General features: G+C 68.3%; 8 protein-coding genes. 5 read left to right on the top strand and 3 right to left on the bottom strand.

The window, feature by feature from the left end:
- The coding region (gene clpA / locus K2X24_RS09750; protein WP_292497241.1) for an ATP-dependent Clp protease ATP-binding subunit ClpA at nt 1–2,117 on the top strand (2,117 nt) is incomplete at its 5' end.
- Nucleotides 2,118–2,322: 205 nt separating this feature from the next.
- Complete coding sequence (locus K2X24_RS09745; RefSeq protein ID WP_292497238.1) at nt 2,323–2,589, top strand: hypothetical protein; 267 nt, start codon at nt 2,323–2,325, stop codon at nt 2,587–2,589.
- 4 nt (nt 2,590–2,593) lie between these two features.
- On the opposite strand, the gene egtD is transcribed toward K2X24_RS09745, so the two are convergent.
- Both egtD and egtB read right to left on the bottom strand, forming a co-directional pair.
- Nucleotides 2,594–3,562 (bottom strand): L-histidine N(alpha)-methyltransferase, encoded by a 969-nt coding sequence (gene egtD, locus K2X24_RS09740; RefSeq protein ID WP_292497244.1) that lies wholly within the window; start codon nt 3,560–3,562, stop codon nt 2,594–2,596.
- A gap of 41 nt (nt 3,563–3,603) precedes the next feature.
- The gene (gene egtB, locus K2X24_RS09735; protein WP_292497235.1) at nt 3,604–4,872 is read right to left on the bottom strand and encodes an ergothioneine biosynthesis protein EgtB; all 1,269 of its coding nucleotides are present in this window, start codon (nt 4,870–4,872) and stop codon (nt 3,604–3,606) included.
- A gap of 222 nt (nt 4,873–5,094) precedes the next feature.
- Between egtB and murI the strand changes: the two genes are divergently transcribed.
- From murI to rpsD, 3 genes are all read left to right on the top strand, one after another.
- Nucleotides 5,095–5,970 (top strand): glutamate racemase, encoded by an 876-nt coding sequence (gene murI, locus K2X24_RS09730; RefSeq protein ID WP_292497233.1) that lies wholly within the window; start codon nt 5,095–5,097, stop codon nt 5,968–5,970.
- 87 nt (nt 5,971–6,057) lie between these two features.
- On the top strand, nt 6,058–6,207 hold the full coding sequence (locus tag K2X24_RS09725; RefSeq protein ID WP_292497232.1) for a hypothetical protein: 150 nt from the start codon (nt 6,058–6,060) through the stop codon (nt 6,205–6,207).
- 203 nt (nt 6,208–6,410) lie between these two features.
- Nucleotides 6,411–7,028 (top strand): 30S ribosomal protein S4, encoded by a 618-nt coding sequence (gene rpsD, locus K2X24_RS09720; protein WP_238275694.1) that lies wholly within the window; start codon nt 6,411–6,413, stop codon nt 7,026–7,028.
- A 204-nt stretch (nt 7,029–7,232) separates the two neighbouring features.
- Here rpsD and flhA read toward each other — a convergent pair whose 3' ends face one another.
- A complete protein-coding gene (flhA, locus tag K2X24_RS09715; RefSeq protein ID WP_292497243.1) occupies nt 7,233–9,320 on the bottom strand; it encodes a flagellar biosynthesis protein FlhA in 2,088 nt (695 codons plus the stop codon).
- Nucleotides 9,321–9,367 lie beyond the last annotated feature (47 nt).

Genomic DNA, 9,367 nt, shown 5'->3' with positions numbered 1-9,367 from the left:
TCCTGCAGGAGCAGGACATGACCCGCTACGACGCGGTCAACTACATCAGCCACGGCATCGCCAAGCGCCCCGGCGCCTCCGAGGCGAAGCCCGTGCGCGGCGCCGAGGACGAGCCCGCCGCCGAGCGTCCGAGCGGCGAGGAGAGCGACGGTCGCGCCAAGAAGAAGGGCGATGCCCTCGAGGCCTACTGCGTCAACCTGAACAAGAAGGCCCGCGACGGCCGGATCGACCCCCTGATCGGCCGCGAGGCCGAGGTGCAGCGCACGATCCAGATCCTCTGCCGCCGCCAGAAGAACAACCCGCTCCTCGTGGGCGAGCCCGGCGTCGGCAAGACCGCCATCGCGGAGGGGCTGGCCCGCAAGATCATCAACAAGGAGGTCCCCGAGGTCCTCGTCGACGCGACCGTATTCTCCTTGGACATGGGCACGCTGCTTGCCGGCACCCGCTACCGGGGCGATTTCGAGGAGCGCCTGAAGCAGGTGATGAAGGAGATCGAGGCGCACCCCAACGCGGTGCTCTTCATCGACGAGATCCATACGGTGATCGGCGCCGGCGCCACCTCCGGGGGCGCGATGGACGCCTCGAACCTCCTCAAGCCCGCTCTGGCCAACGGGTCGCTCCGCTGCATCGGCTCGACTACCTACAAGGAGTACCGCCAGTACTTCGAGAAGGACCGCGCCCTGGTGCGCCGCTTCCAGAAGATCGACGTCAACGAGCCGTCGATCCCCGACGCGATCGAGATCGTGAAGGGGCTGAAGCCGTATTTCGAGGAGTTCCACAAGCTCAAGTACACCACCGAGGCCGTCAAGGCCGCGGTCGAGCTGTCGGCGCGCTACATCAACGACCGCAAGCTGCCGGACAAGGCCATCGACGTCATCGACGAGACCGGCGCCTCGCAGATGCTGGTGCCGGAAGCGCGCCGCAAGCGCACCATCGGCGTCAAGGAGATCGAGGCCACCATCGCCACGATGGCGCGCATCCCGCCGAAGACCGTCTCGAAGGACGACGCGGTGGTGCTCAAGAACCTGACCGAGAACCTCAAGCGCGTGGTCTACGGCCAGCCCAACGCCATCGAGGCGCTGACCTCGGCGATCAAGCTGGCCCGGGCCGGGCTGCGTGATCCGGACAAGCCGATCGGTTCCTACCTGTTTGCGGGCCCGACCGGCGTCGGCAAGACCGAGGCCGCCAAGCAACTCGCCGCCTCGCTCGGCGTCGAGATGCTGCGTTTCGACATGTCCGAGTACATGGAGCGCCACACGGTCAGCCGGCTCATCGGCGCGCCGCCCGGCTACGTGGGCTTCGATCAGGGCGGCCTGCTCACCGACGGCATCGACCAGCACCCGCACTGCGTGCTGCTCCTCGACGAGATCGAGAAGGCGCATCCGGACCTGTTCAACATCCTGTTGCAGGTCATGGACCACGGCAAGCTGACCGACCACAACGGTAAGCAGGTCGATTTCCGCAACGTGATCATCATCATGACCACGAATGCGGGCGCTTCCGACCTCGCGCGTTCGGCCTACGGTTTCACCCAGACCAAGCGCTCGGGCGACGACGTGGAGGCGATCAACAAGCTGTTCGCGCCGGAATTCCGCAACCGGCTCGATGCCATCATCTCGTTCGGCCACCTGCCGAAGGACGTGGTGGCGAAGGTGGTGGACAAGTTCGTCCTCCAGCTCGAGGCGCAGCTCGCCGATCGCAACGTCACCATCGAGCTCTCGGACGAGGCCCGCGACTGGCTGACGGAGAACGGCTACGACGACGCCATGGGCGCTCGCCCGATGGCGCGCCTGATCCAGTCCACGATCAAAACGCCCCTGGCCGACGAGGTCCTGTTCGGGCGCCTCAAGGAGGGCGGGGCCGTCCGGGTCGTGGTGCGCAAGCCCGATGCGGGGGCCAAGGACGGGGCGAAGGATACGCTCGGCTTCGAGTTCCCGGCCGGACCCGTTACGCCGAAGCCCGAGAAGGACGTGGCCAACGCCGCCAAGAAGCACAAGCGCGCCAAAGTGAAGTCCTCCGCACGCAAGCCGAACGACAAGCGCGACGACAAGGGCGGTCCGAACGGAGGCTCGGGCGGCGTGCGCACCGTGCCCAAGGTGCCTCTGGTCAAGGCCTGATCCCAACCGAACGGCCTCCCCGGATCATCCGGGGAGGCCGTTTGCGTATGGGGACACACCGTCACGGCCGCCCGACAAATGCATACCCGGCGGTCGACACGCGATCCCGGTATGGTTAGCAAGCGCGGACACGGAGGGCGGGCAGAGCGACAGACCGGCCGGGAACGCCTCCCATCGCAGTGATCGACCGAGGAGGGCGTCCCCGATGAACGACTTGCACGAGGGCCCCCTCACGCCCGTCACCGGCACGCAGGCTCAGAGCGCCCCGAAGCTGTCCCGTCGCGAGGAGCGCCGCCTGCGCCGCAAGCGTCGGCGGCAGGGCGAGGAGATCCTGGGCTGGATCCTCGTGCCGCTGATCGTGTTCGGAATCTACTGGGGCGTGACCGCCGGCCTCGACTTCCTCGGAACCTCGCCGGGCCAGCTCTGGGACCAGCTCATGCAGGTCAAAGCGATGATGGAAAAGCGCGCCTGAAGGATCAGGGCCGCCGGAGCGCGTGGATCGAGAACAGGCGCTCGGGATCGGTCCAGACCTCGGTCGGAATCCAACCGGCCTCGCCGGAAAGGGCCTGAAAGCGCTCGACCGTGTACTTGTAGCTGTTCTCCGTATGGATCGTCTCGCCGGCCTCGAAATCGATCCGCCGGTTGGCAAGGCGGATCGACTGCGCCCGCAGGCTGACGAGATGCATCTCGATACGAGAGGCTTGGCGGTCGAAGAAGGCCCGGTGTTTGAACCCGTCGAGGTCGATCTCCGCGCCGAGTTCGTTCCGGATGCGGGTCAGGAGGTTGCGGTTGAAGGCCGCCGTCACTCCGGCCGCGTCGTCATAGGCCGCATCAAGCACGGCCTTGTCCTTCACGAGGTCGACGCCGATGATCAGGGTCGCGCCGGGCCCGAGCACCCGGCCGAAATGCGCCAGCAGGCTGGTGGCCTGGGGCGGCTCGAAATTGCCGATGGTCGAGCCGGGGAAGAAGCCGGCGACCGGTCCCTCGGACAGCCCCTCCGGCAGGGTGAAGGCGCGGGTGAAATCGGCCGCCACGGGGGTGATCGTCAGGTTCGGGAAGTCGCGTGCCAGCGCTTCCGCCTCGCTCCGCAGGAAGCTCTCCGAGACGTCCACCGGTACGTAGGCCGCCAGATCCGGCCGGTGCACCATCAGGCGCCGCACCTTCACGGTGGAGCCGCTGCCGAGTTCCACCAGGTTGGCCCGCGCCGGCAGGGTCACGGCGATGGCCGCGCCCTGATCGTCGAGGATGCCGAGTTCGGTGCGGGTCGGGTAGTATTCCGGCTGGCGGGTGATTGCCTCGAACAGGTCCGACCCGGCCGCGTCGTAGAAATACTTGGCGGAGAGGAACTTCTGGGGGGCCGATAGGCCCACCATCACGTCGTCGAGGAATTGGCGCTCGGCGTCGATGGCGGCGATCGGGGTCGCGTCCGTGAAGACGGGATTGATGGTCAAAGCGTCTCTCCGGATACGCGACGGGTCTCGAAAACTCAGCGGGCGTCCGACAGGCGCAGGCCCGTGAACTGCCAGCGCTGGTGCGGATAGAAGAAGTTGCGGTAGCCCACCCGTGCATGGCCCTGCGGCGTCGCCACGGAGGAGCCGCGCAGCACGAACTGGTTCGACATGAACTTGCCGTTGTACTCGCCGAGTGCCCCGTCCACCGGCCGGTAGCCCGGATAGGCGGTGTAGGCGCTGCGGGTCCATTGCCAGACGAGGCCGAAGGCGTCGGCGAGGCGATCCTCGCGGGCGGCCACCTCCCATTCGAACTCGGTCGGCAGGTCACGCCCGGCCCAGCGCGCATAGGCGTCGGCCTCGTAGTAGCTGATGTGGGTGACGGGCAGCGCCGGATCGACCGCTCGGATGCCCGCGAGCGTCATGCTCGCCCAGCCTTCGCCCGCGCGCCGCCAGTAGCCCGGCGCGTCCCAGCCCTCGGCCTGCGCGGCGATCCAGCCGTCCGAGAGCCAGAGTTCCGGGCGCGCGTAGCCACCATCGGCCATGAAGGCGAGCCAGTCGGCATTGGTGACCAGGGCGCGGTCGATGGTGCCGCCCTGGATCAGCACGTCGTGGCGGGGCGATTCGTTGTCGAACGAGAAGCCTTCGCCGGCATGGCCGATCTGCGTGATGCCGCGGGCGAGGTCCACCCGACCCGTGGCGTCCTGCGGCCGTGGAAAGCGCCAGTCCGTATCGTAGGCGGGGCCGAGGGGGTTCTGCGCGAAGGCGTGCAGGATGTCGGTGACCAGAAGCTCCTGGTGCTGCTGCTCGTGGTAGAGCCCGATTTCCAGCACCGGCAGGATCGCATCGAGGGCGCTCGCCGAAGCCTGGCTCAGGAGGGCCTCGACCGCGCGGTCCACATGTGCCCGGTAGCCCGCGACCTCGTCGGCGGTGGGACGGGTGATGAGACCCCGCATGATCCGCGGCTGACGCGGGCCGGCGGCGACGTAGTACGAGTTGAACAGGTAGTGCAGCCGCTCGTCGTAGATCGCGTAGCCCGGCAGGTGCTCGCGCAGGAGGAACTGCTCGAAGAACCACGTTGTGTGCGCGCGGTGCCACTTCGTCGGGCTCGAATCCGCCATCGACTGGACCTGCTGGTCCTCGGGCGACAGGGGCGCGGCGCGGCGCTCGGTCTCGTCGCGGACGTGGCGGAAAGCGGCGGTCCAGGCCGCCCGATCGACGGGGCGCACGCCGAGGTGCGGGGGCGGGAAGGCCGCCGGATCGGCCGCCTCGTCACGGGTCTCGCGAAACGCTGCCGTCGCTGCCATGGCGGCCACTCCCTACTTCTTTCGAGAAGGTGAGATATGGCTGCGCGGGCATTCGACAACCGAGGCCCTGCCGGGCTCTTCGTCGCGGTCACGCTTGCGCGGTGGCCGAACCGCATTCTACGCGGCCGAACCGGGTCGCCTTTTTGCCGCCATGGTGAGATCGCCTTAACCCTCCGGGGCCGACACTCCGCCTTCGACGCGGGGCAACCGGACCGGACTCGGATGCGGATCGATCTCATGGCAGGAGCGACCACGGGCGCCGTGGCACGCAAGCTGGCGCCGACGCCCACGATCCTGGTGTTCGATTCCGGGCTCGGCGGCCTCACGGTGCTGGAGCAGGTGCGGCGAGCCCGTCCTGACGCCGCTTACGTCTACGCAGCCGACGACGCGGCCTTCCCGTATGGCCGCCTCTCGGAGCCGGTGCTGGTGGAGCGGGTGCTTACCGTCATGGAGCGCCTGATCGGCCTGCACGCGCCGGACCTCGTGGTGGTGGCCTGCAACACGGCATCGACGCTGGTCCTGCCGGCCCTCCGCCAGCGCTTCGTCACCCCGTTCGTCGGCGTCGTGCCGCCGATCAAACCGGCGGCGGAAGCCACGCGCTCGCGGGTGGTGAGCCTGCTGGCGACCCCCGGCACCGTGGCGCGGGCCTATACCCACGAACTCGTGGAAACCTACGCGGGCGCCTGCGCCGTCACCCTGGTGGGGGCTCCGAACCTCGCCGGATTCGCCGAGGCCGAACTGGCCGGCAGCCCGGTCGACGATGCCGCGCTCGCCAGCGAGATCGCGCCCTGCTTCGTCACCCTGGAGGATGGCCAGCGTACCGACGTGGTCTGCCTCGCCTGCACACATTATCCGCTTCTCCTCCCCCGCTTCCAGGCGCTTGCCCCCTGGCCGGTGACATGGATCGACCCGGCCCCGGCCATCGCCCGGCGGGTGATCCAGCTCCTCGGCCCGGTCGATCGCAATGCACCGGATGCCGCCCCGGTGTTCGGCGCCTTCACCGGAGGGGCCGGCCTGACCGCTCCGCTGCGGCGCTCCCTGGCCGCGCGGGGCGTCGGCGGAATCGCGGTGGAGGCCATGCCGCTGGGCCTGCAATAGCGGGCGCACCGCCGGCCGCAGCTTCGCTCTACACAGGTTCGTCGCATCGGCGCGGGCCAGGACATCGCCGGGGCGCACGAACCAGCCATGCCGTTCCTCGGCGTCACGCGCCTGTGCATCCGCCGCCTGCCGGGCGTCGCGCTCCTCGGCCACCCGAGCCCGCAGCACGCGACGATGACCGACCGCGCGCCGCGCCTGACACGTTCGGGACCGATCCATCCGGCGCCCCCGGCCTGAGCCGAGCCGGCTCGGCATTGACGCGGGGGCGGGCCTGCTCTAACGAAGCGCCGGTGACGGGGCTCCGACGAGGGGCCCCGACGCATTTTCAAGCGCACCCGTGGGCGGCCCTGTCCGTCCTGTCGCTCCGTCCCCGGCCCGAGCCGGCGTCGAAGAGAGGAGGGCGCGTTCCTCGATAGATCTCCATTGCGAGAGGAACCGCGATGTCAAAACGCATTCAGGCGAAGCACAAGCTTGATCGCCGCATGGGCCAGAACATCTGGGGCCGCCCGAAGAGCCCCGTCAATCGCCGCGAGTACGGCCCCGGCCAGCACGGCCAGCGCCGCAAGGGCAAGATGTCCGACTTCGGCACGCAGCTGCGCGCCAAGCAGAAGCTCAAGGGCTACTACGCCAACATCACCGAGAAGCAGTTCCGCCGCTACTATGCCGAGGCGATCCGCCTGCGCGGCGATTCCGGCGAGAACCTGATCGGCCTGCTCGAGCGCCGCCTCGACGCCGTCGTGTACCGTGCGAAGTTCGTACCGACCCCGTTCGCGGCGCGTCAGTTCGTCAACCACGGTCACGTCAAGGTCAACGGCCAGCGCGTCAACATCGCCAGCTACCTCGTGAAGCCGGGCGATCTGATCGAGGTCAAGGACTCGTCCAAGCAGCTCGAGATCGTCGTCGTGGCCGCGCAGCTCCCGGAGCGCGACGTGCCGGACTACATCGAGGTGGATCATCAGAAGATGACGGCCCGCGTCACCCGCGTACCGAACCTCGGCGAGGTTCCCTACCCGGTTCAGATGGAACCGAACCTGGTCATCGAGTTCTATTCGCGCTGATCCAACCGGTCAGAGCCGATACGCAGGAGGGCCGCCCGGAAGGGTGGCCCTTTTTCTTTGTCATGCGGGGATGGGCGTTCCCGGCTCGATCCGGTGGCCCGGGTCGATCCGCCGGGCGCCGTACGGTGCGTCGCGAGGAGCACCCGGATCACGCCCGCTCCCGTACCAGACGTGGCATGCGGCGGGCGTTTCGCGGAGAGACGCTTAGACCGAGCCGATGGTCCGGAGCCGGGCGCGGGGATGGATCTCGGCTTGGCTCATCACCGGGGTCTCGCGGCGGAAGCGTTCGATGATGGAGCGCACGAAGGGCCGGGCCTGGACGGAGGTGACGAGCACCGGCATCTCGCCCATGCGGGCGGCGGCCTCGAAGCGGTCCCGCACCGTGTTGACGAATTCCGAGAGCTTGGAGGGCTGCATGGCGAGGTAGCGCTCGTCGCGCTCGCCCGCGATCGATTCGAGGAAGGCCTGCTCCCAGGCCGGCGACAGCGTGATGATCGGCAGCATGCCGTCCGGCCCCTGATACTGGGCGCAGATCTGGCGCCCGAGGCGGGCGCGGACATGCTCGACGATGTCGCGCGGATTCTTCACGTGGCCGGCCACCTCCGCGATGCCCTCGACGATCGCCCCGAGATCACGGATCGAAACCCGCTCGGCCAGCAGGAACTGCAGCACGCGCTGGATGCCCGTGGTGCCGATCTGACTCGGCATGACCTCCTTCAGGAGTTCGCCGTGCTCCTTGGAGAGTTCGCGCAGGAGCTTCTGCACCTCGACGTGGTTGAGGAGCTCTGAGACGTGCGCCTTGATGATCTCGGTCAGGTGCGTCGAGACCACGGTGGCGGCATCCACCACCGTGTAGCCCTTGAGCTGCGCCTGATCGCGCAGCGAAGCGTCGATCCAGGTGGCGGGCAGGCCGAAGGTCGGCTCCAGCATGTGCTGGCCGGGCAGCTGCACCTGTCCGCCCATCGGATCCATGGCCATGAACTGGCCGGGGAAGATCTGTCCCGTGCCGGCCTCGATCTCCTTCACACGGACCACGTAGGCATTAGCGTCGAGCTGCACGTTGTCGAGGATGCGCACCGAGGGCATGACGAACCCGAGATCCGCCGCGAGCTGGCGGCGCAGGGCCTTGATCTGGTCGGTGAGCCGGTCCTGCCCCTCCGGCCCGTTGACCATGGCCAGCAGGGCGTAGCCCATCTCCAGCTTGAGGTCGTCGAGCTTGAGGAGATCGGTGACGGTCTCCTCCTTGGCGGCCTGGGCGGCGGCGACCGCGGTGGGGTCCATCGGCGCGCCGTCGGCATCCAGCGGCGGAGCCTCGCGAGCGACCTTGGCGAAGTGCCAGGCGGCGTAGCCGGACGCGCCGGCGAGGCCCAGGAACGGCAGCATGGGCATGCCGGGCAGGAGCGCGATCAGCACCATGACGCCCGAGGACATGCCGAGCGCCTTCGGGTAGTTGGCGAGCTGCTTGCCGAGCGCCTTGTCGGCCGAGCCCTTCACGCCCGCCTTCGACACCAGGATGCCGGCGGCCGTGGAGACGATGAGGGCAGGCACCTGGGAGGCCAGGCCGTCACCGATCGTGAGCAGCGTGTAGGTCTTGGCAGCCCCCATGAAGGGCATGCCCTGCTGGGCGACACCGATGATGATGCCGCCGATGACGTTGATGAAGGTGATGAGCAGCGCCGCGATGGCGTCCCCGCGCACGAACTTCGAGGCACCGTCCATGGCGCCGAAGAAGGAGGACTCTTCTTCCAGGGCGGCGCGGCGGGCTTTGGCGACCTTCTCGTCGATGAGCCCCGCCGAGAGATCGGCGTCGATGGCCATCTGCTTGCCCGGCATCGCGTCGAGGGTGAAGCGGGCGGCCACCTCTGCGATGCGACCCGAGCCCTTGGTGATGACCACGAAGTTCACGATGATCAGGATCGCGAACACGATGATCCCGATGACGAAGTTGCCACCCATCACGAAGTTGCCGAAGGCCTCGATGACGTGGCCGGCGGCCGCCGTTCCCTCGTGCCCGTGACCGAGGATGAGGCGGGTCGAGGCGAGGTTGAGGGCGAGGCGCAGCAGGGTCGCGACGAGCAGCAGGGTCGGGAAGACCGTGAACTCGAGCGGGTTGTCGATGAACAGCCCGGTCATCATGATCAGCACCGAGATGATGATCGAGACCGCGAGCAGCAGGTCGAGGAGGAAGGCCGGCAGCGGGAAAATGAGCACCGTGAGGATGCCCATCACGGCGGTGGCGAAGAACAGGTCGGTGCGCTTGGACAGCGCGTTCAGGTTCGCCCGATTGGGGATCGCGAAGCGCGCGAACTGCCCGAACCCGGCACCCGACCCCGCCGCGG

This window comes from Methylobacterium sp. (assembly GCF_019750675.1).
Taxonomy (GTDB): Bacteria; Pseudomonadota; Alphaproteobacteria; order Rhizobiales; family Beijerinckiaceae; genus Methylobacterium.
The sequence above is the reverse complement of the archived record's forward strand: the minus strand, read 5'-3'. Positions and strand labels throughout refer to the sequence as shown.